The 23,961-nt window shown below is 64.9% G+C and carries 22 protein-coding genes; 8 read left to right on the top strand and 14 right to left on the bottom strand.

Translation table 11 applies throughout. The annotated features are described in order from the left end of the window. The first annotated feature begins 199 nt into the window (after positions 1 to 199). The 6 genes from Pla108_RS10200 (at position 200) to Pla108_RS10175 (ending at position 9,757) form a co-directional block, all read left to right on the top strand. Positions 200 to 1,663, top strand: a complete 1,464-nt coding sequence (locus Pla108_RS10200; protein WP_146444824.1) for a Gfo/Idh/MocA family protein — start codon at positions 200 to 202, stop codon at positions 1,661 to 1,663. A gap of 149 nt (positions 1,664 to 1,812) precedes the next feature. Next, positions 1,813 to 3,297, top strand: a complete 1,485-nt coding sequence (locus tag Pla108_RS10195; RefSeq protein WP_146444823.1) for a magnesium chelatase — start codon at positions 1,813 to 1,815, stop codon at positions 3,295 to 3,297. 199 nt (positions 3,298 to 3,496) lie between these two features. Then, positions 3,497 to 4,117, top strand: a complete 621-nt coding sequence (locus Pla108_RS10190) for a nitroreductase family protein (protein ID WP_146444822.1) — start codon at positions 3,497 to 3,499, stop codon at positions 4,115 to 4,117. A gap of 143 nt (positions 4,118 to 4,260) precedes the next feature. After that, complete coding sequence (locus tag Pla108_RS10185; protein WP_146444821.1) at positions 4,261 to 6,606, top strand: DUF1592 domain-containing protein; 2,346 nt, start codon at positions 4,261 to 4,263, stop codon at positions 6,604 to 6,606. A 25-nt stretch (positions 6,607 to 6,631) separates the two neighbouring features. Further along, a complete protein-coding gene (locus Pla108_RS10180) occupies positions 6,632 to 7,978 on the top strand; it encodes a DUF1552 domain-containing protein (protein ID WP_146444820.1) in 1,347 nt (448 codons plus the stop codon). A gap of 108 nt (positions 7,979 to 8,086) precedes the next feature. Then, positions 8,087 to 9,757, top strand: coding sequence for a DUF1559 family PulG-like putative transporter (locus tag Pla108_RS10175; protein WP_197526455.1), 1,671 nt, complete (start codon positions 8,087 to 8,089; stop codon positions 9,755 to 9,757). 11 nt (positions 9,758 to 9,768) lie between these two features. On the opposite strand, the gene Pla108_RS10170 is transcribed toward Pla108_RS10175, so the two are convergent. Then, entirely contained in the window at positions 9,769 to 9,990 is a 222-nt protein-coding gene (locus tag Pla108_RS10170; protein WP_146444818.1) for a hypothetical protein, read from the bottom strand. Between the two features lie 151 nt (positions 9,991 to 10,141). After that, entirely contained in the window at positions 10,142 to 11,167 is a 1,026-nt protein-coding gene (gene trpD / locus Pla108_RS10165; protein WP_146444817.1) for an anthranilate phosphoribosyltransferase, read from the bottom strand. 133 nt (positions 11,168 to 11,300) lie between these two features. Here trpD and Pla108_RS10160 point away from each other — a divergent pair, with 133 nt between their 5' ends. Beyond that, positions 11,301 to 12,230 carry a nucleoside hydrolase gene (locus tag Pla108_RS10160; RefSeq protein ID WP_146444816.1) on the top strand — a complete coding sequence of 310 codons (930 nt, stop codon included), beginning with the start codon at positions 11,301 to 11,303 and terminating at the stop codon, positions 12,228 to 12,230. A gap of 101 nt (positions 12,231 to 12,331) precedes the next feature. Here the strand turns inward: Pla108_RS10160 and Pla108_RS10155 are convergent, their stop codons facing one another. From Pla108_RS10155 to Pla108_RS10125, 8 genes are all read right to left on the bottom strand, one after another. Further along, a complete protein-coding gene (locus tag Pla108_RS10155) occupies positions 12,332 to 12,823 on the bottom strand; it encodes a GNAT family N-acetyltransferase (protein ID WP_146444815.1) in 492 nt (163 codons plus the stop codon). A gap of 116 nt (positions 12,824 to 12,939) precedes the next feature. Beyond that, on the bottom strand, positions 12,940 to 13,527 hold the full coding sequence (locus Pla108_RS10150; RefSeq protein WP_146444814.1) for a hypothetical protein: 588 nt from the start codon (positions 13,525 to 13,527) through the stop codon (positions 12,940 to 12,942). A gap of 581 nt (positions 13,528 to 14,108) precedes the next feature. Next, a complete protein-coding gene (locus Pla108_RS10145; protein WP_146444813.1) occupies positions 14,109 to 15,077 on the bottom strand; it encodes an acetyl-CoA carboxylase carboxyltransferase subunit alpha in 969 nt (322 codons plus the stop codon). A 137-nt stretch (positions 15,078 to 15,214) separates the two neighbouring features. Further along, complete coding sequence (locus tag Pla108_RS10140; protein ID WP_146444812.1) at positions 15,215 to 16,102, bottom strand: serine/threonine protein kinase; 888 nt, start codon at positions 16,100 to 16,102, stop codon at positions 15,215 to 15,217. 104 nt (positions 16,103 to 16,206) lie between these two features. Beyond that, the gene (locus Pla108_RS20970) at positions 16,207 to 16,491 is read right to left on the bottom strand and encodes a hypothetical protein (RefSeq protein WP_197526454.1); all 285 of its coding nucleotides are present in this window, start codon (positions 16,489 to 16,491) and stop codon (positions 16,207 to 16,209) included. Positions 16,492 to 16,506: 15 nt separating this feature from the next. Further along, positions 16,507 to 16,875, bottom strand: a complete 369-nt coding sequence (locus tag Pla108_RS10135) for a four helix bundle protein (RefSeq protein WP_146444811.1) — start codon at positions 16,873 to 16,875, stop codon at positions 16,507 to 16,509. An 86-nt stretch (positions 16,876 to 16,961) separates the two neighbouring features. Continuing rightward, positions 16,962 to 17,960 carry an SUMF1/EgtB/PvdO family nonheme iron enzyme gene (locus Pla108_RS10130; RefSeq protein ID WP_146444810.1) on the bottom strand — a complete coding sequence of 333 codons (999 nt, stop codon included), beginning with the start codon at positions 17,958 to 17,960 and terminating at the stop codon, positions 16,962 to 16,964. A 561-nt stretch (positions 17,961 to 18,521) separates the two neighbouring features. Beyond that, on the bottom strand, positions 18,522 to 18,833 hold the full coding sequence (locus Pla108_RS10125; RefSeq protein ID WP_146444809.1) for a hypothetical protein: 312 nt from the start codon (positions 18,831 to 18,833) through the stop codon (positions 18,522 to 18,524). A gap of 320 nt (positions 18,834 to 19,153) precedes the next feature. Here Pla108_RS10125 and Pla108_RS10120 point away from each other — a divergent pair, with 320 nt between their 5' ends. Beyond that, complete coding sequence (locus tag Pla108_RS10120; protein WP_146444808.1) at positions 19,154 to 19,639, top strand: transposase; 486 nt, start codon at positions 19,154 to 19,156, stop codon at positions 19,637 to 19,639. A 372-nt stretch (positions 19,640 to 20,011) separates the two neighbouring features. Here Pla108_RS10120 and truA read toward each other — a convergent pair whose 3' ends face one another. The 4 genes from truA to Pla108_RS10100 form a co-directional block, all read right to left on the bottom strand. Continuing rightward, complete coding sequence (gene truA / locus Pla108_RS10115; protein ID WP_197526453.1) at positions 20,012 to 20,797, bottom strand: tRNA pseudouridine(38-40) synthase TruA; 786 nt, start codon at positions 20,795 to 20,797, stop codon at positions 20,012 to 20,014. A gap of 4 nt (positions 20,798 to 20,801) precedes the next feature. Next, entirely contained in the window at positions 20,802 to 21,815 is a 1,014-nt protein-coding gene (locus tag Pla108_RS10110) for an aspartate-semialdehyde dehydrogenase (protein ID WP_146444806.1), read from the bottom strand. A 324-nt stretch (positions 21,816 to 22,139) separates the two neighbouring features. Next, on the bottom strand, positions 22,140 to 23,147 hold the full coding sequence (locus Pla108_RS10105; protein WP_146444805.1) for an HTTM domain-containing protein: 1,008 nt from the start codon (positions 23,145 to 23,147) through the stop codon (positions 22,140 to 22,142). Further along, complete coding sequence (locus tag Pla108_RS10100) at positions 23,144 to 23,839, bottom strand: hypothetical protein (protein WP_146444804.1); 696 nt, start codon at positions 23,837 to 23,839, stop codon at positions 23,144 to 23,146. Before Pla108_RS10100 ends, Pla108_RS10105 begins: the two co-directional genes overlap by 4 nt. Between the last annotated feature and the right edge of the window lie 122 nt (positions 23,840 to 23,961).

Here is a 23,961-nt window from a genome sequence, read left to right as displayed (position 1 = left end):
TTTTGGCGTCTTTTCGCGCGGATTCGACCGCGGTCGCGTCATCGGCGGGGCCCCCAAGCTGGCAGCTGGGGGCAAATTGCGTTAAGACGGAGGGCTTCCCTAGCGTGTATGCTATGGGACGCCGCGGCGTGTACCTCGCCAAACCGGCTTCGAAAACGCTTCGCACCGATTGCCATCCCTTTCCCGGAGCTTTCACGACATGACTCCTCGTGACCTTTCCCGTCGCGGTTTCCTGGCCACGACCGGCGCCAGCGCAGCGATCGCATCGACCAGCGCGCTGGGCGCGGCCAGCAGCGCCAACACGAACGGCCGCTTGCGGGTTGGCTTCATTGGGGTTGGCGGTCGCTGCCAGACCCACGTCGATTCGGCGATCAAGCTCCAGACCGGCCCCGGCACGGTCGAGTGCGTGGCGATCTGCGACGTCTTCGGCCGCTACCTCGACGAGACGGGCGGCAAGATCGAGTCGAAGACCGGCAAGGCGCCGACCCGCACCGGCGACTACCGCGACATCATCAGCGACCCGACGATCGACGCCGTGGTGATCGCCACGCCGGACCACTGGCACGCCACCCAGACGATCGCCGCCCTCAAGGCGGGCAAGCACGTCTATTGCGAGAAGCCGATGACCCACACCGTCCAGGAAGCCCTGGACGTGTACCAAGCCTGGAAAGAGTCCGGCAAGGTGATGCAGGTTGGCGTGCAAAGCACCTCGCTGCCCGTCTGGAACAAGCTCAACGACGACATCTGCGCTGGCAAGCTCGGCAAGGTCATGCAGTACCAGACCGAGATGTTCCGCAACTCGTCGATGGGGCAGTGGCGTTACTACCAACTGACGAAGGACATGAACCCGTCGAACGTCGACTGGGACACTTTTGTTGGCCACGAGCAAGGCCTGGCGCCCAAGCAGCCGTTTGACCGCGCCCGCTTCGCCCAGTGGCGTTGTTACTGGGACTTCGGGTCCGGCATGTACACCGACCTGTTCGTCCACCGCACCACGTCGATGCTGAAGGCGACCGGCCTGCGTTGGCCGGGCCGCGTGGTCGGCGGCGGCGGCATCTTCCTCGAGCTCGATGGCCGCGAGGCCCCCGACGTGGCGACCGTCATCGCCGACTTCCCCGAAGGGGTCCAGGGCCTCGTCACCGCGACGATGTGCTCGTCGAACGTCCCCATCCAGCAGGCGATCCGTGGCCACAACGGCTCGGCGGTCCTCGGGACGGGCGAAGACTTCTCCGGCTATGACTTCGTCGCCGAGCGCCCGCAGGTGACGCTCGACTCGAGCATCAAGAGCGAGCGCGTCGAGGTCGGCAAGGTGGGCGACACGTCGTTTGCCCACTTCGAGAACTTCGTCGGCGCCATCAAGGACGACAAGCCGGAGCAGGTGAATTGCTCGCCCGAACTCGGCGCGGCCGCCATGGTCGTCGTCAAGCTCGGCGCCATGAGCTACCGCGAAGGGAAGGCGTACCACTTCAACCGCGATTCGATGACGTACGGCGACGCCGACGCGTCGTGGGCCAATCACTGGGAAGAAATGTCCGCCCGTGGCGACAAGGCTCCGCATGTCCCTGGCTGGCACGCCGGCGAGAAGGGGAGCAAGATGGTCCCCGAGGACTACCAAAAGCTGGCCGGCCCCTGGAAGGACGGCGTCGATCCGGCCAAGGCCTGAGTCGATTCGAGGGAAGTTCAACCAAAGCGACCCGCCTGCCAACCGCAGGCGGGTCGCTTTTTTGTTGAAGCGTGAGAACTGGGCGGGGCGGCCAAACCGCCTACAATCGGACTCACGCCAACACGCCCCGCCAAGGTTCGTTCCCGCCAATGTCGCTCTCTCTGTCGGACCGCCCCCACACGCTCGCCGAACTCCGGAACTCGGGATGGCGATCGAAGACCGTCAAGCAGGAGTTGCACGATAACTTCCTCCGCAAGCTTGCTGCGGGGGACGAGCTGTTCCCCGGTATCGTCGGCTACGACGAGACCGTCATCCCCGAGCTGAACATCGCGCTGCTCGCGCAGCACGACCTGCTTTTCCTCGGCGAGAAGGGCCAGGCGAAGAGCCGGCTGATGCGGCGGCTGGTCGACTTCCTCGACGAGGGAATTCCCTACCTCGACGACCGCAAGATCCCGCTGCACGACGACCCGTATCATCCGATCACGTCGCGGGGCCGGATGCTCGTCAACGGCACGCCCGCCGACGAGGTGCCGATCGCTTGGTGGCGCCGCGAAGACCGCTACGCCGAACGGCTGGCCCCCGGCACGAAGTTCGCCGACCTGATCGGCGAGATCGACCCGGCGATGCTCGCCGCGGGCGTCAGCATGGGCGCCGAGGAGGCGCTGCACTTCGGCCTGATCCCCCGCATGCACCGCGGCCTGTTCGCGATGAACGAACTGCCCGAACTCGATGAGCTCGTGCAGGTCGGCTTGTTCAACATCCTCGAAGAGCGTGACGTGCAGATCCGCGGCTTCCCCGTGAAGTTCGACATCGACGTGATGATCCTCTTCAGTGCGAACCCCGCCACGTACAACCGTTCGGGCAAGGTGATCCCGCAGCTGAAGGACCGTATCGGCTCGGTGATCCACACGCACTACCCGCTAGAACGCTCGCTGGGGGTTGAGATCCTTGAGCAAGAGGTAGATGCGAATGCGGAAGTCGGAATGCGACGTGCGGAATCGGCGGAAGAGACCTCTGACATTCCGCAATCCGCAATCCGCATTCCGCATTCCGTGGTCGTTCCCTACTTCATGAAGGAGCTGATCGAGGAGATCAGCCGCGCGGCGCGGCAGTCGAAGTATGTCGATCACGACTCGGGCGTCTCGGCCCGGCTCTCGCTCGCCAACTACCGGACCATGATCGCCTCGGCGCGGCACCGCGCCGCGGTGCTCGACGAGGAGGTCGCCGTCCCGCGGATCAGCGACCTGGGGCACCTCTACGCCAGTTCGCTTGGGAAGTTGGAGCTCGACCTGATGGGCTCGCACCAGATGACCGAGCGGCAGGTGCTCGACGCGGTGATCGCCCAGGCGATCGCGACGGTCTTCGGCGAGTACGTCGAAGAGTATGGCTTGGCGGAGATTGCCGAGGTGTTTTCGCAAGGCGTCCGGATCGAGGTGGGCGACATGCTCCCTTCGTCGCACTATGCCGAACTGCTGAAGCGCGTGCCGCCGGCGTGGGACAAGGCCTTCGAGGTGAACGCCTCGGAGCAACCCGCGGTGCGGGCCTGCTGCGTCGAGTTCGTGCTGGCGGGCCTCTACGCGACCGACCGCATCAGCCGCAGCCAACAGCATGGGCGGATCGTTTACGAGTTTTGAGGTGTGAGGCCTGAGGCTTGAGAATCATCAGCTGTGGGAGGCGTCTCTGACGCCGATTACTCGCACCACCGCACAACGGCATGGATACCGTAATCGGCGTCAGAGACGCCTCCCACAATTTAAATCAAACTCGAATCTTGAGACCGATTCGATAAGATTCGTTCAATACGTGGGTCACATTTCCTGACTGAGAGATTCGATGGACACTTTCACCGCGATCCAAGAGCGCCGCGCCGTCAAACATTACGACCCCAACTTCGAGATGCCCGAGGCCGACTACGAACGGCTGATGGACCTCGCGCTGCTGTCGCCGACCTCGTTCAACATCCAGAACTGGCGGTTCGTCGTCGTCCGCGACGCCGAGCAAAAGAAGAAGCTCCGCGCCGCGGCGTGGGACCAGGCCCAGGTGACCGACGCCAATTTGGCGATTGTCCTATGTGGCGACACCATGGCGTGGGCCAAGTCGCCGGAGCGCTACTACAAGAACGCTCCCGAAGCGACACGCGACATGCTCGTGCCGATGATCGAGCAGTTCTACACCACCTCGGGCGAGCAGGTGCAGCACGACGAGGTGATGCGGTCGGCCGGCATCGCGGGGCAGACCATTATGCTCGCCGCCAAGGCGATGGGTTATGACTCGTGCCCGATGATCGGTTTCGACCCCGAGCAGGTCGCTGACCTGATCGGGCTTCCCGAGGGCCACGTGATCGCGTTCATGATCGCCGTCGGCAAGGCGGTCAAACCCGCCTACCCGCGAAGCGGCCAGTTGCCGAAATCAGAAGTTGTTTTTGTGGATCGCTACCCCGAAGACGCCTCTTAGGGCGTCCGCGTGGCCAGTTGACCATGTGCACAACACCGCCGCGCGGGGGCGCAGCAATCCCCCCCGGTCAACCCGGTGATTTGACCGCCGTCCACGCGGTTCGTTAAGGTCGTAGGATCGTCCCGGCCTTTGCGAACCGGCGTATGCCCGCGAGCCTTTTTCAAGCGTCCCGATCTGCTAAGTGGCTCATTGCGCTGCTCGTCGCGCAGGCCACTCTGGCGACGCCGCTTTGGGCGGTTGACGGCGCCGCTGTGTACTCACAGAAATGCGCCGATTGTCATGGGCCGACGGGGCAGGGGGGTGACGACTACAGCAAGCCGTTGGCCGGCGACTTGCCGGTGAGCGAGCTCACGCGGGTCATCGCCTCGACGATGCCGGAGGGCGACCCCGAGGCGTGCATCGCGGCGGAGGCGGAAGCGGTCGCCGCCTACGCCCACGCGACCTTCTACTCGCCGCTGGCGCAGGCGCGGGTCAGGCCGCCACGCCGCGAGCTCTCACGTCTGACCGTGCGGCAGTACGAGCAGTCGCTCGCCGACCTCTTCGCCGAGTTCCGCTCACGCCCCGCATGGGGGGACGACAGCGGCCTACGCTGCGTCTTCGAAGCCAAATTCAATGTGACGCCTGTCGCCGACCCGATCGAGTTGGTCGCCCCCCAGATCGATCTGAAACTCTCCGATCGGGACGACTTCCCCGACCGTTACCTCGACCCGGCGGTGTTGAAGTCTTCCGGCAAGGAGCGGATCGACGTCCATCTCCATGTCCATGGCGGTGTGATCGCCCCGACAACGGGCGACTACGAGTTCCTGATCCGGTCTCGTAACTCGGTGCAGCTCAGTATTAACGGCGTCGCCGTGATTGACGCCCGGGTTCGTTCGGACAGCGACGACGAGGTGCGTGGCAAGCTGCGGCTCATCGGCGGAAGGGCGTATCGACTCGAACTGCGGACCGCGCGCACGCGCGAAGACGACCTGCAGATCGCCTTGCTGTGGAAACGTCCTGACGGCGTCCTCGAGGTGCTGGCTCGTCGGTTCTTGACGCCGGGGTGGTTCCCGGTGAGCCATGCGACGACCGCCAAGTTTCCGCCGGACGACCGCAGCGTTGGCTACGTCCGGGGCGCCAACGTCTCGGCCGCATGGGACGAGGCGACAACCAACGCCGCGCTCGAAGCGGCGCAAGCCGTCATCGCCGACCTGCCCGCTCTGGCGAAGGCGCCGGGCGAGGAGCCGAGGCCCTCGATCGACGCCATCCCACGCGATGCGGCGATCGGCTTCTGCAAGCGTTTCGCCGAGGCGGCGTTCCGGCGTCCGCTCGACGATGACGAAGTAGGGCGCTACGTCGGTCGATTCTTTGAGCCCCTCGCAACCGGGGTAGCGCCCGTCGTGGTGGAGGGGGTCGAACTTTCGCTGCTGTCGATCTTGAAGAGCCCACTTTTCCTCTATCCCGAGGCCGCACTGCTGAGCCTGCCGCTCGAGCCACGTCGCGACTACGGCGTGTCGACACGGCTTGCGCTAGGGCTGTGGGACTCGGCGCCCGACCGGCAGCTCCGCAAAAGGGCGGGGCAGGGGGGGCTCGCCGAGCCCGCCGCCGCCCGAGCGCAGGCTGAACGGATGCTCGGCGATCCCCGGACCCGCTCGAAGCTCGCCGAGTTTTTTGAGCACTGGCTGCGACTCCAGAACGCGGCGCAGTTATCGCGTGACCCCACTCTCTTCCCGGACTTCAATTCGCGGATCGCGGCCGATATGCGGGCGTCGTTGGAGATGCTGCTGGATGACGTGGTTTGGTCGGCCGACGGCGACTTGCGGACACTGTTCCTCTCGGAGGAGCTTTACGCCAACCGCAGGCTCGCCGACTTCCTCGGGGTCGCCCACGCGTCGGACGACCCGGAAGCGTTCGTCAGGGCGCCGGTCGACACCCGCGAACGCGCGGGCGTCGTCTCGCATCCTTACATCGTGACGGCGTTCTCGTACTACCGCGACACCTCCCCGATCCACCGTGGCGTGTTCCTAGCGCGGCACGTTCTGGGCCGTTCGCTCCGACCGCCGCCCGAGGCGGTGGCGCCGCTCGCCCCGGAGCTCGCGCCCGATATGACGACGCGCGAGCGGGTGACGACGCAGACCAGCCCCGGCGCTTGCCAGGCGTGCCACGTCTTGATCAACGACCTCGGGTTTACGCTTGAGCATTTCGATGCGGTGGGGCGTTACCGCCGTGAAGAGATCGGCCGGCCGATCGACGCGTCGGGAGGCTACATCGCCACCGACGGCGGAACGGTGCGGCTGAGCGGCGCCCGCGACCTCGCGAACTTTCTTGCGACGTCCGAGGACGTCCACCGCTCTTTCGTCACGCAGCTGTTCGAGCACGTCACGAAGCAGCCCGCCCTCGCCTACGGGGTCGAGACACGCGAACGCCTGCTGCGCGACTTTCAAGCGAACGGCTTCAACATCCGCGACTTGCTGGTCGACATCGCGGTGACCGCGGCGGTCGCCGAATAGCCACGCTCTCTCCACGGAATACGCCATGAGCCGGTCGCCTCTCTCTCGCCGCGATTTTCTGCGTCTCGCCGGTCTAAGCCCCGCGCTGGCGCCGTTTCTGGGGAACTTGCCGGCGTTCGCCAGCGTCGCCGAACCGCCGCTGGCCAAGCAGCGGCTGGTGATCGTGTTCAGCCCGAACGGGGTGGTGCCGACCAACTTCTGGCCCGACCCAACCGAGGTCTCCGGCGCGCTGGCGTTGCCGCCGATCCTCGAGCCCTTCGAGCCGTTCCGCAAGCAGCTGATCACGCTCCATGGCTTGGGGGATAAGGTGCGTGGCGATGGCGACAACCACATGCGCGGGATCGGCTGCCTACTGACGGGCATCGAGTTGTTCCCGGGCAATCTGCAAGGCGGGAGCCACACGCCCGCCGGCTGGTCGAGTGGGCAGTCCATCGATCAAGCGATCGGCGCCCACCTGCAAGCCGACGCCGCGACGCGGACGCGCTTCGGCACGCTTGAGTTCGGCGTCGTGGTTCCGGACCGCGCTGACACCTGGACCCGAATGGTCTACGCCGGACCCAACAAGCCGATCGCCCCGATCGACGACCCGTACCAGATGTTCGCCAAGCTCTATGGAGACCGGCGGAACCGCAAGGCGCTGGCGAGTGTGCTCGACACGATCCACGAAGACTTCGCCCGAGTGGCGTCGCTAGTGGGTGAGGAAGACCGGCGGCTGCTCGACGAGCACGCGACGTTCGTCCGTTCGATGGAGCGGCAGCTCGCGGCCGACGCCCAGGCGAAGCGGCTAGGCCATGCGGCACCCGAGCTCGAACCGGGGGTCCGCGACGCCAACGAGGACATGCCGCGCATCAGCCGGATGCAGATCGAACTACTGACGCACGCCCTCGAAGCCGACTTCACGAGGGTAGCGACCTTGCAATTCACCAACTCGGTTGGCAACGCCCGGATGTCGTGGCTCGGCATCGAGGAGTCGCACCACGAGCTGTCGCACAAGCCAGATGATGACCAAGCAGCGCAAGAGAGCCTGACGAAGATCAACCGCTGGTACGCGGGTGAGATCGCCCACCTCGCGCAGCGGCTGGCCGACACGCCCGAGCCGGGAGGCGACGGTTCACTGCTCGACAATACGCTGATCGTCTGGACCAATGAGCTCGGGAAGGGGAACAGCCACTCGCTCGATAACATCCCGTTTGTGTTGATCGGCGGGGCAGGGGGGCAGACGTGGGGCCTGCGGGGCGAGCGCGCCCTGTCGCTCGGAGGGACGCCGCACAACCGGCTGTTGATGTGGCTGGCCCACGCCTTTGGGAAGGAGGTCCCGTCGTTCGGCCGGCCCGACTTCTGCGACGCGGGACCGCTGACGGGCCTGAACTAGGTCGACCGGCTCGCCGAGGTAAAGTCTCCTGCTCGGGGATTCTTTGACGGGGGAGTGACGTCACGGTAGCATCCGACGACGCCCCAACGTTCCTCTAGGATGACGCCCATGCCCCGGCTCTTCTCTTCACATTGGCTGCGGCGCCTTGTCGCTGTGGCGACCACCCTCGCGCCAGTCGCTTCGGCCCAAGCCGCCGAGCCGGCCGCCATTCGGTATATCACGCCGCAGTCGTTTGCCGCCGCGACGGTGCGGCTGGCCGACGCCGCCAGGACCCCTCTAGCGCGAAACTACCCCGTCGAAGTGCTAGCGGCGGCAACCAAAGACTTTCTAGGACTCCCGCTCGGGGCGATCGATCGTGTGACGGCGATGGTGGAGCCGCCGATGGGGATCAGCCCTCAGTACGCGGTCGTGGTTGAATCGAGCCAGCCGATCGCGTTCGCCGACTTCCGCATCGAGCTGACCGAGCACACGGTCCCCGGCGACTTGCTCGGTCGCCCGATGCTCGAGAGCCAGCAGGACCTGCTGCCGAGCTTCTGCCTGCTCGATGACAACACGCTGGCGGTCGGGCCGCGGCTCTTCCTCAAGCGACTGGTCCGCGGCGTGAAGAGCGGCGAGAGCCGACTGCTCGCCGAGATGCGGACGGACAATGCACGGCTGAACCACCTGCACGCGGTGTTCATTGCCGAGCCCCTCAAGCCGCTAATCGAGGTCGGCCTAGTCGCCGCCAAGCAGCAGGCGGAGCCCGAGGCGCATCGGTTCCTCGATGGTTTGCTGCTCTTCGACCGGGTCGTTGGCACCGCCGACTTGACGGGAGAGCGCGGGTCCTCGCTGGTCGCTTACGCGACAAGCCGCGAAGCGGCCGATCAGATCGAACTGCTGCTAGCCGATGGCTACGGGATGATGCGGGAGAATCTGCTGAAAGACGACGACTTCGGCAAGCTACGCAATCATCCCGAGGCGGCCGCCCGCGCCTGGGGCGACTACTGCCTGCGGATGATGGACCAGCAGGCCCTGGCGGTCGGCGAGATGCGTGAGGGGGAGGACGCCTTCGTCCTCGGACGCGTCGCCCCGGGCGACTCTCAGATGCTGCTAGGGTCTGTGATGGTTAGCGGGATCTTCATCGCGCTGCTGCTCCCCGCGGTGCAAGCGGCGCGCGAGGCGGCCCGTCGGACTGCGTCGACGAACCATATGAAGGAGCTGGTTCTCTCGCTGCTCAACTACGAATCAGCAACTGGCGCCTTCCCGGCGCAGGCAATCTGCGACCCCGACGGCAAACCGCTCCTCAGCTGGCGGGTGGCGGTGCTGCCGTACCTCGAAGAGCAGGCGTTGTACGAGCGATTCCACCTCGACGAGCCATGGGACAGCCCTAACAACTTGCCGCTATTGGATGAGATGCCCGAGGTGTTTCTCGACCCCTCGACGCCGACGCTTGCGGAGACCGATGGCAAAACGCACTACTTAGCGGTGGTGGGTCCCGGCGCGGCGTTCACCGGCGACGCCAAGGGGACTCAGTTTCAGGACTTCACCGATGGAACCGCCAAGTCGGTTGTGCTCGTGCAGGTTGATGACGCAAACGCCGTCGAATGGACCAAGCCGAGCGACTACGACGTGGCGGCGAACGCAGCGGACCCTGTCGCGGCAATCGGGTCGCTCCACCCCGGCGTTTTCTTGACCGTGTTCGGCGACGGTCACGTCGAGTCGACCCCGCTCGATATCTCGGCCGAAGCGTTCGCGGCGGGCGTCTCAATCGCCGGCGGCGAGAACGTCGATTGGCCCTAGAAGCCTCTGATTCAGCGGCCCGTCGGACGACGGGCGTCGTGGGCCCGAGTCGGCGCCGCAACCGGAACGGGCCGCAGCCCCATGACTGCCGCTAGCCGCATCTGCAGCTCGAACGCCTCGAGGCGTCGGTGACGCTGCTCCCGGGGGGTCCACTCGTGGCGAACCTCTCGGCAGGCGCGGCGGAGACGTCGCTCGGCGACGGCGAGGGCTTTCTTGGTGAGGGCCAGGGGCATCGGGTTCCGCTCCTTGAACGCGTGTCGCGGCCAGATTGCCGCTGTGTCTAGGGCTGATACGCCGTTGGCGGCCCAAGAGTTCTCGGCCCGAAGGCGAAAGGGGCCAGTTCGCCAGGGCAGGGGGGGCGTCGCCCCTTGGCTCCTACGGAGATTAGGCCGGGGCGTGCGACCGCTCGGCGAGCCGAGCTAGCAGGCCCCCAGCGGCACCGTTGTCGATCACCTCGGCCGCCCGGAGCGCCCCGTCCCGCGGAGAATCGACGACGCCGGCGGCGATCAGGGCCGCCGCCGCATTGAGCACGACGATGTCGCGGGCCGCTCCCGGCTGTCCTTTAAGAATCTTGCGGATCAGCATGGCGCTGTGGGCGGGGCTCTCGACCTCCAGCCCCGTGGTCGCGCTCCGCTCCAAACCGAAGTTTTCGGGTGTCCAGCGGTACTCCCGCACCTGGTCACCGACGACCTCCGACACGTTCGTGGCGCCCGACACCGTGACGTCGCCGAGGCCGTCCTCGCCGCTGACGACCAGTGTCCGCTCCGTGCCGAGCCGCTGCATCACGCCGGCAAGCAGGGGGCGGAGCTCGGGCAATCCGGCGCCGAGGACCTGTCGCGACGCCCCGGCCGGATTCGCCAAGGGTCCCAAGATGTTGAAGATCGTGCGGATCCCGAGTTGCTTCCGCACCGCGCCGACATGCCGCATCGACGGGTGCATCAGCGGGGCGAAGCAGAAGCAGAGCCCAAGCTCGTCGAGGCACGCCTCGACCTGGGCGACGCTCGCCTCGATATTCACGCCCAGCTCCGCCAGCACGTCGGCCGAGCCGGTGCGGCTGGTGACGCTCCGGTTGCCGTGCTTGGCGACGTTCGCCCCCGCCGCCGCGGCGACGACCGCCGCGGTGGTGCTCACATTGAAGGTCTTCGAGCCCCCTCCGCCTGTCCCGCAAGTATCGACGAGATCGGCACGTGACGTCCGGATCGGCGTCATGTGCTCTCGCAACGCCATCGCGGCCCCGGCGATTTCGTCGACCGTCTCTCCCTTGCTGGCGAGCGCGACTAGCAGCTGGGCGATCTCATGGTCCGCCGCTTCCCCCGCCATGACCGTGTTGATGGCGGCCCGCATCTCGTCGACCGACAGATTTTCGCCAGCCGACAAGCGGCCGAGTGTCGGGGCGAGGGGCGACGCCATCGTCGGGTCTCTGTGGTGTCGGGGCGATAAAAAGGGGGCGGGCGACGCGAGGAAACCGCATTGCGGCGAGCCCGCCTGTGGGGGATAACCCGCATAGAATACCCCGCCCTCTCCCCCAACCGATAGCCGCCGCATGCCCCGCAAAGTAATCCTTGATCTCGACCCCGGTGTCGACGACGCGGTGGCGCTCTGCGTGGCGTTGGCGGACCCCAACCTTGATGTGATCGCCGTCACCGCGACCGGCGGCGTGGTGCCCCCCGATGTCGCCTCACGCAACCTGCAGGCGATCATCGAGCGGATCGACCCGCCGAAGCGGCCGCGGATCGGCGTCGCCGACACGCTGCAGCCGTTGCGGTCCGACGCCCGCGACCTGCATGGCGTTGGCGGCCTCGCCGGCTGCGAGTTGCCTGTCGCTGAAAAGGCGAACCGGCATCTCTCGCCAAAAGTGATCGCCGAAGAGATCCGGGCGAACCCGGGCGAAGTGCTCCTGGTGGGCGGCGGTCCGATGAGCAATATCGCCGCCGTGCTGACGCGCGAACGCGACGCCGCCGAGACCCTGCTCGACCTAATTGTCCAAGGCGGCTCCGTCGCCGTTGGCGGTGATGCGACCGCCGCTGCCGAGTTCAACGTCTACTGCGACGCCGGATCGGCTCGCGAAGTCTTCCGCAGTCAAGTCAAGCCAACCGTGGTGCCGCTCGATGTCTCAAGCCAACTCCAGTTTGGTTACGACCTGCTTGAGTTTGTCCGCAGCCGGGACTCGCGCACCTGCCGACTACTCGCGGAGTTGTTGCCAGGGTTCTACCACGCCTACCGCCAACGGTTCGGCGTCGAAGGCGTTCGGCTGAACTCTTTGTCGGCGGTCCTCGCAGCCGCGCACGCTGGCATCACAACTGCTGAGTCGATGTACGCCGACGTCGAGACCTCGGGCGAAATCACGCACGGCGCCACGGTCTTCGATCGCCGTGTCGTACCGGGTGGCGAACCCAACGTCGAAGTCGTGATGTCGATGGACGCCAACGCGGCGCGCGACGCAGTGTTTCGGGCGCTCGAACTGGCCGTCTGAGACGCTGTCGTCTTTCTTGAGCCGCAGGCGCTAGCCTCGGGCGAGGTCAACTGGCGACCGAAAATCCGCAAGCGACAAAATCCGCAAGCGACAACGCCGATCTACAGCAACGGCTTCGCATAGAACAACGCCCCGCCCGCCTCGGGTGCGTACGTTGCTTGTTGATAGCCAACCGCCTCGTAGAGCCCCTTGGCTCGTGTGTTGTTCTCTAGCACCTCGAGGGTCAGCTTGCAGCAGCCGGTCGCGCGGGCGTGCTCTTCGACGGCGGATAGCAACGCCCGGCCAACGCCTCGGCCTCGCGTCTCTGGCAGCACGGCGACGTCATGGACGTTGATCAATGGCTTCGCCTTGAACGTCGAGAAGCCAACGAACGCCGTCAGCAAACCGACCGGACGATCGCCGTCGAACGCCAACCAAATGAGCGTCGTTGGATGCTCTCGCAGCGCCGGCACGAGACGCTCACGCACATCATTAGCGAGCGGCTGTCCGTCACCCATGGGGTCGCGCGAGTACGCGTCGAGCATCGCCACGAAAGCCGTCGCATCGGCGGTGGAGGAGAGGTCAGCACGACGGATCAGCATGGCGTTCGGCATTGAAGTTGGATCGCAAAGAGCGTTGAGGCAGGCGAAGCGGCGTCAGGCGGAAGGGCGTTTGTTCGCCCGTTTCCGGGGCCCAAAACGAACATAACAGAGATTATCGGACGTTATGCTCAGGTTTCGAGGGCGTAGTGCGTTAGGCTCTGCCCCACGATCCAGGTGGTGAGCCATGACCACCACGCTGTCGCGATGCGCCAGTTGATTGGCTTCGATTCGAGGCGGCGGGCGATCGCGATCCAAGCGGTTCGCGACCGTGCGTAGCCGAGCGTGGCGACGCCGCCGCCGATGACGATCAACAGCCAGTGAGGCCAGCCGTTCGCTATCAGTTGGCCGGTATCGGTGAGACGCTCGCCGCCGCCGACCGCCAGATAGCAGCCGCCGGCGAGCAGGCAGAAAGCGGCCCAGGCTCGCAGCGTCGTACCGATCAGCCCGGCGTCGATCCGCCACGCCGGCGCGGTCAGTTGCGGCGCCAGCCAGCCGACCAAGAATCCGTCCCAGATCACCGTGGCAGGCTGTGGGTTGGGGTTCACCAAGGTGTGCGACAAATAACCCGGGCGGAGTTCGACGGACGTAATCACGCCGCCCGTTGCGTGGGCGGCGATGACGTGGCCGAGTTCGTGGACCAACATCATCGCCAGCCATATCCAGATCGCCACGGCGACGAATGCAATTCCGTCAGCCAAATGATGCGGGCGCCGCATGACCTATCAGCCTTTGCCGCCCACTATCGGCGGATCCGAAAGCGTTCCTCTTGCGTGCGATGGTACGGCCGACTCGTACTCCATAAGAACCATCGAACGGATCCGACCGCTCGGTTGACGTGCTTCTAACCAGCGAACAGCGTTGTCGAGCGAATCGGGTTGTTCGAAAACTTGCCAGTTGCGGTGAGGCTCACTTTGAAATTCTTCGATGCACTCATATATCGCGCGATGCGCGGCGCCAGGGCCCGTCACGGCTACAGCCATCCTCGTAGGAAGATATGTGACGGTCGCATCGTACTCGGCAGCCAACTTGCTCAGCGAAGCCATCAGCCGATTAGCATTCGTTCGGGCGACGAACCATCCGGATCCCTCATAAGCAGGCCCTACCTCTTGTTCTACAAGATCGGCAACCGGGTACTGCTGCAAATAGATCGATGAGTACCGCCAAGCGTTATCACCGCGACGAAAACCCTCGCCATAGCCTGCAAGACCGCATGCGATTGTTGTGACCAGGACGAAGAGCACCCCCAAAGAGTATCGAGTCCTCATCACTTCGCCTCCGTTGCGGTTGAGTAAAGCAATTACGCCGCGCCGCCGTCCAGGAACTGTCCGATCTTTCGGAACTTCTCATAGCGGTCGGCCACGAGCTGATCCTTGGGCTTCTCAGACAACTCGCGCAGTTGCTTGACCAGGTACTGCTTGAGCCGCGCCGCCATTTGGTAGTGGTCGCGGTGGGCGCCGCCGAGCGGCTCTTCGATCACGTCGTCGATGGCGCCGAGTTCCTGCAGTCGCTTCGATGTGAGCTGCAACGCGCGGGCCGCTTTGTCGGCGAAGTCGTGGCTCTTCCAGAGGATGCCGGCGCAACCCTCGGGGCTGATGACCGAGTAGTAGGCGTGCTCCAGCACCGCGACGCGGTCGCCGACGCCGATGCCCAGCGCGCCGCCCGAACCACCTTCGCCGATGACGACGCAGATGATGGGCGTTGGCAACTTCGACATCAGCAGCATGCTCTCAGCGATCACCTGAGCTTGGCCGCGTTCTTCGGCGCCGATGCCTGGGTAGGCGCCCGGCGTGTCGATCAGGCAGACGATCGGCATGCCATACTTGGCTGCCATCTTCATTTTGCTCATCGACTTGCGATAGCCCTCGGGATGGGCGCAGCCGAAGTAGCACTCGGTCCGTTCTTTGAACGTCTTGCCTTTGTGGTGGCCGACGAGCATGACCTTCATGCCGTCGAGCTTGGCGAAGCCGGTGCGCAGCGCGCGGTCGTCGCCGTAGAACTTGTCGCCGTGCAGCTCGACGAACTCGTCAAAGACCAGCTCGACGTAGTCGGTGAACTTGGGCCGGTCCTGCAGTCGGGCGACGCGGACGGTGTCCCAGGCGTCGAGCCCGGCGTACACCTCGCGCGTTTTGTCGGCGAGGCGGCGCTTGGTGGCGCGGAGCTCCTCGTGCTGTTGCGGCGTCTTCTCGGCGTCCGTCTCGAGACGGCGCACCTCAGCCTCCAGCGTTTGGAGCGGCTGTTCGAATTCAAGTCCAGGACCGGCTGACATCGCTTGTACCTTGTTCTTTAATCACCACCGAGAGCACCGAGAACGCCGAGAGGCTTTTTGTTCGGAAAGCCGGTCATGCCGCCTTCCATCGCCTCACGGCTTCTCCGTGTTCTCTGTGGTGAATCTTTTCTGCGTGGTTAATCGTTCTTTTCTTCAACCGGCTCGTCCGCCTTCGGCTTCTCTGGCGGGATGTAGAAGATCGGTTCGGTCTTGATCTTCACCATGACTTCTTTCATGGACTGCGGCCGATCTTCGCGTTTCTTGGCGAGCATCTTGTTGACGAAGGCCGCGAAGTCGGGGTGGATGTTCGTATCGAGCACGTTGAGTTGCGGCGGGCGCGACTTCAGGTGCCGCTGCAGCAGTTCTTGCGGCGTGTTGGCGGTGAACGGCAGCTTGCCGGCGAGCACCTCGAACACCTGGCAGCCGAAGCTGTAGATGTCGTCCCGCGGGTCGACCCCCTGCCCTCGGATCTGCTCGGGGCTCATGTAGCTGTGGGTGCCCTGGATCTTGGACTTGGCGCCGAACAGCTTGCCAATCGCCCCGGTCTGTTTGGCGGCGATGGTGAAGTCGATCAGCCGCACCTCGTTGGCGTCGTTGATCAGGTAGTTGTCGGGCTTCACGTCGCGGTGGACCCAGCCCTGGTCGTGCATGTGGGCGAGGCCGGCGGCGGCGTTGGTGAGGACGTCCTTCACCCGCCACTGCAGCGCTTTGACGTTGGCGATGATCTGCTGTTTTAGGTTGGGCGTCTTGAAGAACTCCATGAGGAGCCACGCGCCGTTCTTCCCCGAGCCATAGTCGTAGGTTTTGATGACGGACGGGTGCTCGAGCGATTTGCCGACGTTGTACTCGTGCTTGAGCTCGCGGACGGCGGTACCGTCGTACTTGGCGCTGTCCTTGGGGATCCACTTCATGGCGAACGACTCGTTCCCCGAGACGGGCCGAACGGCCCAGATCTCGTAGACCGAGCCAGCGCGAATCATGTGGAAAAGGCGGTAGTCGCCGACGATCTCGTTATTCCGCGCCACTCGCCGCCCCTACGGGGTTCCGAAGTCCTGACCCAGCCAGACCTTAGAGTCTATCTGACCGTCACGGTCGTCGAAAGACCGACGTTGGGGGCCTGCGGAGGGCGTCATGCCGGGGATTTGCTGGCCGCCCTGCTCCGCCATGGCCAGAGCCAGCCCAGCCGACTTGCCAGCCAACTCAGCCAATTGGTGCCCCAGTCCCACCACTGGGGATCGTGGACCGCCAGCGTTCCGGCGCAAGTCGTCAAAATGATCCCGATGGCTCCCAGCACAATAAACGGCCCCCAACTCATCAGATAGAACGGCCCAGCGAGCCAAGTTGCGGGCGAAGCGTCGGCGATGTGCCCCAATTGCCGACAGACGATCATCAACAGCAGCCAGATCGCCAGCATGTAGAGACAACCCGGTCAAACAGCCGCTTGTGACACTTCAAAGCGGCCTCCGTGCGATGCCGTTCCTTCTTTGCTCTGCGCTTGCTTGAGCCAACCCCCCAGCATCCGCCGCATTCGGCGAGGCCCTAGTCGCACCAGCCAGCGGAGCGTCTCGACCTTGCGGTTGGCGTCGGCCAACAGGGCCGCCTTCGTGCTGCTGTACGACGCCTCGACAAGGGTCTCCAGCACGCCGATCGCGTGGTCGGCCAGCCGCGTTCCGAAGACGAACCGCTGGCTCTTGGGGATGCTGTCGACCTTCTCCAGGATCCAGCGCGTCAGGTCATACCATTTGACAAGCAGGACCGGGGGTTCACGCCCCGGTCCTGCCAAGTCCTTGCGTCTCATCGTGAGACTCCGTTCTCGAAAAAATTCGCACGCCGCTGCGCGGCGTAAAGGCAAAGGGTTATAGGGTTAAAGAACCAAGGGTGATCCTACACTCTTCTCCGCAACAATAATCCTACGGCTGCCAAAGCCCCGATCAGCAACGAACTTGGCTCAGGGACGGTTGCCACGCGAAAACCTACGATGCCGAACTCGAGCGTGGGGTTGCCGCTGACCCGGTCGGCGGCCCGCAGGCCGCTCGAGCTGTTGTACCACGAACCACCCCGCAAGCCGCGGAAAGAAGAACTAATGACCGCTTCGTTCCACTCCCACACGTTGCCGTTTTGGTCGAACGTGCCGTAGGGGCTCGCCGCACCCGTGTAGGCGCCGACGTCGGTAAACCGGTTCGTGCTGCTGGGGAAGCTCGTCGAGCCGCTCACGGCGTAGCCGTCGTTGAAGCCGTTGGCGGCGCCGTCGTTGTTGAAGTAGTTCACCGCACCGGGATCATCGCCCGGCTGGTCGCTCACGGGGACGCTGTCGCTGCCGGTGGCGTAGTCGAAGTAAACGCCCGCCGTGCCTGCCGACGCGTCGTGGTAGGCCGCCTTGTACCACTCGTCCTCGCTCGGGACCCAGAACTTGGCGTCCGCTGAGCGGACTTCATCCACGCCGCTACCGATCGCGTAAGCGCCCGTCTCCGTGCCCCCGCTGCCTTGGCCGTTGTGCAGCCAGTTGGTGAACCGCATCGCGTCGAAGAACGAGACGAACGTCACCGGGTTCTGCTCGCGGCCCGCTTGGGCGATGTAGCGGGCGCCGTCGGTCGCGCCGGTATTCTCGATGCCGCCGAAGTTGCCCGACATGCTCGGGTTGTAGAGCGCCAGCGAGTTGGCGCCGGTCGGGTCGACCGCGTTGAGGAACTCCGTGTACTGGGCGTTGGTGACTTCGTGCTTGCTGATCGCGTAGTTGTAAGAGACTGCGCCGAAGCCGGTCTGGGGGTCGGCCGCGTTGCCGGCGTTGCCGACCGTGGCGAAGTCAAAAGAAACCGTGCCGGCCGCAGCCGGCACGCCCGCCACGGCGGCCAGCAGCAGGGGGAGGATCAAGGTGCGGATCATTGGAACGATGCTCGTGCTCGGGATGGTGGTTCAGGCCGGAAGGCAGAACCCGAGAGTATAACCAAGCGCCCCCCCCCCCCCGTGGGTAGCGCCCGTGAGAAAAATGGCGTGAAAAATGCGTGAAGGGGGGCGTAAGGCGCGTCGGTTGGTCCAACGAATGGCACTTAGTTCGCCGCAAGTCGTTGCGTGGAATTGACCTACGAAGAAGGGCCTCGCTCGCCTAGATGGGAGTTGTCAGACAACCCATCCAAGGCAAGGAGGCCCCGCGATGCGAAGCATTACCGACGGACGCTGTCGTAGCCAGATCAGCTTTCTGCGCCGGCAGTTCTTGCAGGACGAGGGCTTTCCGTTTGGCGACGTGCTCAGCGAGAAGACCTTATCGCGATCGCTCGCGACGATCGAGGGCGGTTGGGTCGATCGGATCTACACACCGCTGACGACGCTGTGGGTCTTCCTGGGCCAGGTGCTCAGCGCCGATCACTCGTGCCGAGCGGCTGTAGCGAGGCTGATCGCTCACCGGGTCGCTGGTGGTGAGAGCCGGTGCTCCGCCGAGACCGGCGGCTACTGCCAAGCTCGCAAGCGATTGCCGGAGGCGTTCTTCGCCGAAGCGGTCCGCGAGACAGGGCGTTCGCTCGACGCCCAGGTCAAGAAAGAGTGGCTCTGGAAGGGACGCCGGGTTCGGATGTTCGACGGCTCGACCGTCACCATGTCCGACACGGCGGCCAACCAGGCCGAGTACCCGCAGACGAGCCAGTCGAAGCCGGGCGCCGGCTTCCCGATCGCTCGGCTGGGCGTAATCTCGTCGTTGTGCACGGGCGCCGTGCTGAACCTGGGATTCTGCCCGTACGCCGGCAAAGGGACCGGGGAGGTCACCTTGCTTCAACGTCTGTGGGGCGTGCTCGTCGAGGGCGACGTCTTATTGACCGACTGCAAGCTGGGGACGTGGAAGGAGATCCTCACGCTGAAGCGGCGGGGGATCGACTTCGTGAGCCGCATGAACCGAGCCCACCGCAGCGCGGACTTCCGACTTGGGCAGAGGTTCGGGAAGGAGGATCACATCGTCCAATGGTCGAAGCCCAGCTCGATCCGAACCATCGACTGGCCGACTTATCACGCACTGCCCGACTGGCTGACGGTCCGCGAGGCGCGGGTTCGCATCACAACGCCCGGCTTCCGTACCAGTCGTCACGACGTTGCTCGACCCGCAGCGATACCCCAAGCAAGAACTGGCCGAGTTGTACCGGGCTCGCTGGAACCAAGAGCTCGACCTGCGGTCTATCAAGACGACGATGCAGATGGACGTGCTGCGTTGCAAGACGCCCGAATCGGTCCGCAAGGAAGCTTGGACCCACCTGCTGGCTTACAACCTGATCCGCACGGTCATGGCGCAGGCCGCCGCGAAGCACGGCGTGCTGCCTCGGACGCTCAGCTTCAAGGGAGCGATGCAAACGCTCGAAGCCTTCCAACCCTTGATCGCGCAGATCGGGCCACGCAACCGTTCTCGCCGCAGTCACTTCTACCAAGAGCTGCTCGACGCCATCGCCACCCACCGGGTCGCCAACCGACCCGATCGCTTCGAGCCACGCCGGAAGAAGAAGCGGAAGGCCCCGTACGACCTCCTGATGAAGTCACGAGCCGAAACCAAACTCGATATCCTCAAACGGGTTAGCAAGAACTAAGTGCCATTCGTTGGACCATCCGTCCGCAGATCGGCTCCCGGCTAACTCGCGTCGGTGCAGCTCACCTCGGCGACTTCTGAGCAGGTCTGCTGACTCGTTCGTGGGCGACCTCCGGGCGAACCTGCCGCGTAACAATAGTGCACAGGAGGCGTCGTCCTTGGTCAATTAGCGACCTGCCTTCTTATCGCGAAAACGAACGTTTTGACGATAAGAATCCGTCGAAGGAAGGCACGGACTAAGCAACAAGAGTGCTTATCCGATAAATCGATTGAGCACGTTTTCGTCGAATCGACGCTCAGAATCCTATGACGGATTTTGTACCTTGTGTACGGTTCCAGCCATTAACCAACGATTGCTTTCAATGCGGAGTTCCTACGAGTACTCCACCCGCACCAAAAAAAGCCCCTGTGGCGGGGCGGTTTGGCCTGCCTTGGCTCGGTTGCGGGCGGCGAGGACTTCGGCGACCCATTCGGGCGGCTTCGAGCCGCGGCCGACTTCGACCAGTGTGCCGGCGATCGTGCGGACCATGTTGTAGAGAAAGCCGTCGCCCGTGACCGTGATGTCGATCCGCTCGCCGCCGTCGACCGGCCGGGTGGTGACCGTCAGGTCGGTGATCGTGCGGACGGTGCTCGATCGCTCCGAGCCAACCGATTCGAGCGACACAAAGTCGTGCCGGCCAACGAAGCACGCCCCCCCCTGCCCCATCCGCTCCGCGTCGAGCGGCCCGGCTCGCCAGTGCCAGACGTGGCGGCGGTCGAACAGCGGCGGCGTCGGGCCGGTGTGCAGCTGGTAGCGGTACGTCTTGCGGAGCGAGTCGTGCGTGGCGTGGAACCCGGCCGGCGCCGGGTCGACGGCCCGGATGACGACATCGTCGGGCAGCAGCGCGTTGAGGCCCCGCAGCAGCCGCCGCGGCTCGATCGTGGAGGCCGTCTCGACGCCAACCACCTGTCCCTCGGCGTGGACGCCCGCGTCGGTGCGGCCGCTGGCGGTGAGACGCGGTTCTTCTTGGGTGATCGTCCGCCAGGCGTCTTGGAGCACGCCCTGCACCGTCGGCTCGGTCGGTTGCCACTGCCAGCCGGCGTAGGCCGCGCCGTCGTAGGCGACGGTGAGCTTGAGCCAGCGGGTCGCGGCGACGACGGAACTGCTTTCGACGGCCACGCGGTTAGACCGCCGCCGCATTGCGTGTCAGTAACTCGGCAATCTGCACGGCGTTGGTCGCGGCCCCCTTACGAAGGTTGTCGCTCACGCACCAGAAGGCCAAGCCGTTCTCGCACGAAAGGTCTTCGCGGATGCGACCAATGAAGGTGGTGTCGTCGCCGTCGCAGTTGTTGGGCATCGGGTACTGGCCGTTCGCCAGATCATCGACCACCTTCAGCCCCGGCGTGGCGGCGAACAGCTCGCGCGCCTCCTCGGCGGTGATCTTGCGCTCGGTCTCGACCAGGATGCTCTCGCTGTGGCAGTTGCTCACCGGCACGCGGACACAGGTCGGGCAGACCTGGATCGACTCGTCGCCGAGGATCTTGCGGGTCTCGAGGACCATCTTGATCTCTTCGGACGTGTAGCCGTCTTGCTTGTGCGAGCCGATCTGGGGGATGAGGTTGAAGGCGATCGAGTGGGCGAAGGTCTTCGCTTGGTGCGCCTGGTCGTCGAGCGCGGCCCGTGACGCCTCGATCAGCTCGCGCTGCCCCTCGACCCCGGCGCCGCTGGTCGCTTGGTAGGTGCTCACGATGACGCGGCGGACGCGGCCCGCGTCGTGCAGCGGCTTGAGCGACTGCACCATCTGGGTGGTGCTGCAGTTGGGGCTGGCGATGACGCCCTGGTGGGTGAACGCCGCCTCGGGGTTCACCTCGGGGATCACCAACGGGACGGTCGGGTCCATCCGCCAGAAGCCGCTCTCGTCGACGACGACGCAGCCCGCCTCCTTGGCCCAGGGGACGAATTCTTTGGCGACCGGGTCGGGCGTGCTGCCGATCGCCAGGTCGATGCCGCGGAACGCCTCGGGGGTCATCTCCTCGACAGTGTAAGTCTTGCCCGCGAATTCGATCGTCGTGCCGGCCGAGCGTTTGGACGCCAGGAAGCGGATCTGCTTGTGCGGGAACTTCCGTTCGGCGAGCAGCTTACGGATGATGCCGCCGACGGCGCCGGTAGCGCCCACGATCGCGATGGTCTCGAACACGGGGAAGAGTCTCTGCTGGGTGGTATTGGCGCTGGGGCCAATTGGCGGGTTGGCGCCCCCTACGATTGGGGCGGCCGTTATCGGGGTAAGACCGCCATTTTAGGCGGCCGGTTCGCGCGGAACTAGCGGTGGGGAACCGCCAAGACGCCAAGAGCGCCAGGGATCGCCAAGGCCAAGAGCGCCAGGGAAGGTAAAGTCGGACGGGATTAACAGGATTAACAGGATTTACAGGATTTACAGGATGAATGCCGAATCGCTTATCCAGTCGATCCTGTGAATCCTGTCCAAAAAGCCTTTTCCTGGCGTTCCTTGGCGTCTTGGCGGTTACTCCTTCGTCTTCTCTTTCGGCTCTTTGGGCTTCGGCTTACTGGCCAGCATCCCGCCGGTTCGTTTGCTCACGGGATCGAGCACGCCCCGCACCAGTCCGGTCGGCAAGAACGCCGCGTTCATCGCCAGCATTGCCAGGGCGAACTCCGGCATGCCCATCGCCAAGCCGATAAAGGCGTGCACATTGACCGCCATCAGCAGCACCCAGGGGCGGGCCCAGCGGTTCCAGATCAGGCAGCAGTAGAAGAGCTCGAAAAAGACGGTGGCGTGGGCGATCAATTCGGCCAGCCGCAGCCAGTCCGCCATCCACGTCATGTCGAGCGACCGGTACTCCGGGTTCGCGACCGAGAGCCACGTCGACTCGCCCGTCCACCACGCACGGCCGAGCAGTTTACCGAGGCCGCCGAACAGATAGATGATGCAGACGTGCAGCTGCAAGAGCCGCAGCGCCAGGTTGGCGGACCACGACTCGTCGACGTAGTCGGGGTCGGCGTCGACGCGGCCACGCCGAACCCGCAGCAACCGGTCGACGCTGTACCGTGCGCCGCACGGGCCGAGCATCACGTACATCGCCAGGAAGCAGTTGATCTTATCGAGCCCGAAAAACGCGCCCGGCGTGACGTGCAGCACGTAACTGAGCGCCGCCAAGAACGACCAGACCGCCGCGGTCCGGCTGAAGAGGCCGATCGTCAGCAAGAAGAACGCGATCAGGCTCAGCACGTGGAAGGTCCAGACCGCCCAAGGCGCCTGCGTTAGATCGAAGAACCCGAGGGCCATCCGCGGGCCGTCGAGGCGCTCGCGCATCTCGGGCGGGATCCAGCCTTCGGGCCCAAAGAACGCCATCAGGTCGAACGACCAGACGAGGTGGGTCCAGAACAGCAGCATCCCCGTCACGACGCGGATCGCGCACAACACAGCCGGGTCGACCGGATTGAACCAGAAGTCGTCCCACGCGCCGGCGAGCTCGGCGAAGTAGCCACGGATGGCGGTGAAGGCCGATTTCATAGATCGTTCCCCGCGGGCAGCGATTCGGCGGTCGTTTCGGGGGCCGGCGGCGCGGGGATCGGCAGCGGCTCCGCGAGCGCGGCGGCCGACTCTTCGACGACCATCACTGTCTCAAACGTTTCGGGAGTGTTGGGATCGACCCCCTGAAGTGACATCCGCGGCGTGAGCGGGTTGTGCACGACGCACTCGATCGCCGCGCGCTCGCCGTCGTAAGTACGCAGCAGTTGCCGGGCGTACGCGCGGAGCGAGAACCGCAGCCAATCGTCGGCCGGGATGTCGGGCGGTCCGTTGCCCGCTTGGTCGGCGAGCATCATATGACGGTGGTAGAACAGCCGCGGCCGCTGGGCCGCTTTGTCGGGGAACGACCCTTCGGCCACCACGGCGCCCTGCTGGTCGGTCACGCTATAGCGGACCAGATGGTTCCGCGGTGGGTCGGGCCCAAAGAAGTGGTAGCCCTGATTCAGGTAGAGCGAGTCGGTGTACCAGCGGACGTAAGGCGACGTGGCGATCCCCGCCACGAGGATCGAAGCGGGCTGCACCGCTAGCGGTGAGATGAACACCACGAAGACGTGCCAAAGAACCGCGATGCTGATCAGGATGCGGACCCACACCGCAGGACGCCCTTTCGACGCAGTCTGCCCCCCCTGCCCTTCGGCTAGTTGGTGGTCGCGCTTCTTGCCGGATTTGGCCATGAGCCGAAACGGAGGGGGGTTGGAGCCGATGAGACCTGCTAACGAATAGGCGAATCCGCTAGCGATGGCAACGCCGGTAGGTAAGCAAGCCCGCGAGGACGAGCCAGTACAACCAGCGAGCC

This window comes from Botrimarina colliarenosi (assembly GCF_007859955.1).
Classification (GTDB): Bacteria; Planctomycetota; Planctomycetia; order Pirellulales; family Lacipirellulaceae; genus Botrimarina; species Botrimarina colliarenosi.
The sequence above is the reverse complement of the archived record's forward strand: the minus strand, read 5'-3'. Positions and strand labels throughout refer to the sequence as shown.

What these genes read in the sequence shown, in the direction of transcription:
- Pla108_RS10130 (WP_146444810.1), bottom strand. Translation starts at nt 17,960, where the DNA reads ATGATCCGCACCTTGATCCTCCCCCTGCTGCTGGCCGCCGTGGCGGGC.
- Pla108_RS10155 (WP_146444815.1), bottom strand. Translation starts at nt 12,823, where the DNA reads ATGCCGAACGCCATGCTGATCCGTCGTGCTGACCTCTCCTCCACCGCC.
- Pla108_RS10180 (WP_146444820.1), top strand. Translation starts at nt 6,632, where the DNA reads ATGAGCCGGTCGCCTCTCTCTCGCCGCGATTTTCTGCGTCTCGCCGGT.
- Pla108_RS10200 (WP_146444824.1), top strand. Translation starts at nt 200, where the DNA reads ATGACTCCTCGTGACCTTTCCCGTCGCGGTTTCCTGGCCACGACCGGC.
- Pla108_RS10150 (WP_146444814.1), bottom strand. Translation starts at nt 13,527, where the DNA reads ATGCGGCGCCCGCATCATTTGGCTGACGGAATTGCATTCGTCGCCGTG.
- Pla108_RS10160 (WP_146444816.1), top strand. Translation starts at nt 11,301, where the DNA reads ATGCCCCGCAAAGTAATCCTTGATCTCGACCCCGGTGTCGACGACGCG.
- Pla108_RS10190 (WP_146444822.1), top strand. Translation starts at nt 3,497, where the DNA reads ATGGACACTTTCACCGCGATCCAAGAGCGCCGCGCCGTCAAACATTAC.
- Pla108_RS10185 (WP_146444821.1), top strand. Translation starts at nt 4,261, where the DNA reads ATGCCCGCGAGCCTTTTTCAAGCGTCCCGATCTGCTAAGTGGCTCATT.
- Pla108_RS10100 (WP_146444804.1), bottom strand. Translation starts at nt 23,839, where the DNA reads ATGGCCAAATCCGGCAAGAAGCGCGACCACCAACTAGCCGAAGGGCAG.
- Pla108_RS10170 (WP_146444818.1), bottom strand. Translation starts at nt 9,990, where the DNA reads ATGCCCCTGGCCCTCACCAAGAAAGCCCTCGCCGTCGCCGAGCGACGT.
- Pla108_RS10175 (WP_197526455.1), top strand. Translation starts at nt 8,087, where the DNA reads ATGCCCCGGCTCTTCTCTTCACATTGGCTGCGGCGCCTTGTCGCTGTG.
- Pla108_RS10105 (WP_146444805.1), bottom strand. Translation starts at nt 23,147, where the DNA reads ATGAAATCGGCCTTCACCGCCATCCGTGGCTACTTCGCCGAGCTCGCC.
- Pla108_RS10195 (WP_146444823.1), top strand. Translation starts at nt 1,813, where the DNA reads ATGTCGCTCTCTCTGTCGGACCGCCCCCACACGCTCGCCGAACTCCGG.
- Pla108_RS20970 (WP_197526454.1), bottom strand. Translation starts at nt 16,491, where the DNA reads ATGCTGGCGATCTGGCTGCTGTTGATGATCGTCTGTCGGCAATTGGGG.
- Pla108_RS10135 (WP_146444811.1), bottom strand. Translation starts at nt 16,875, where the DNA reads ATGAGACGCAAGGACTTGGCAGGACCGGGGCGTGAACCCCCGGTCCTG.
- Pla108_RS10145 (WP_146444813.1), bottom strand. Translation starts at nt 15,077, where the DNA reads ATGTCAGCCGGTCCTGGACTTGAATTCGAACAGCCGCTCCAAACGCTG.
- trpD (WP_146444817.1), bottom strand. Translation starts at nt 11,167, where the DNA reads ATGGCGTCGCCCCTCGCCCCGACACTCGGCCGCTTGTCGGCTGGCGAA.